Source organism: Streptomyces ruber (genome assembly GCF_014648075.1).
Classification (GTDB): Bacteria; Actinomycetota; Actinomycetes; order Streptomycetales; family Streptomycetaceae; genus Streptomyces; species Streptomyces ruber.
The window spans coordinates 1-529 of sequence record NZ_BMQK01000090.1 but is presented as its reverse complement, the minus strand read 5'-3'; the positions used below and the strand labels follow the sequence as shown (position 1 = coordinate 529).

1 protein-coding gene is annotated in these 529 nt (G+C 34.2%); it reads right to left on the bottom strand.

Going from position 1 to position 529, the window contains the following annotated elements; translation table 11 throughout:
- A partial coding sequence (locus tag IEZ04_RS34480; RefSeq protein WP_229821500.1) for a hypothetical protein occupies positions 1-259 on the bottom strand: 259 nt, incomplete at its 3' end.
- Positions 260-529 lie beyond the last annotated feature (270 nt).

Genomic DNA, 529 nt, shown 5'->3' with positions numbered 1-529 from the left:
CGCTTCCACTACCAGCAGTAGCACCAAGTACGTTAATATTAGTAGAGCCATCACCTAACATTCCACCACCAGCGCTACCTAATACACTAGAACGACGATTACCAAACAAAGCCCAAGCACCAAGTGCAGTACCGATAATACCAAGAGTTAAACCTGCATTAGCCTTACCGTTTACATCACGACGATTACCACCGTCATAATTCATTCCAGCACCATTATAGCCGTCTGGAACAACTTTGACTTTTTCAATTACTTGCATAATAAATTAAGGTTTAAGTTAAAAAAATAGATTAATACTTGTAGTTTGAACTACATAATCTATAGCGCTTAAACAGTTATTTTTGTTTGGTAATTAACATTAATTTAACTTTCAATAGGACTATATATTGTCAATTCACCAATTTTATTAAGTTTAGTATATTTTATTTCACCTATTGAAGTCTTACCATCATCAGCTTTACCACCTTGTGTACCAACATAACATTGAATAGTTTGTTGTCCTCTAAATTCAGAATTACCTGCAACAAAA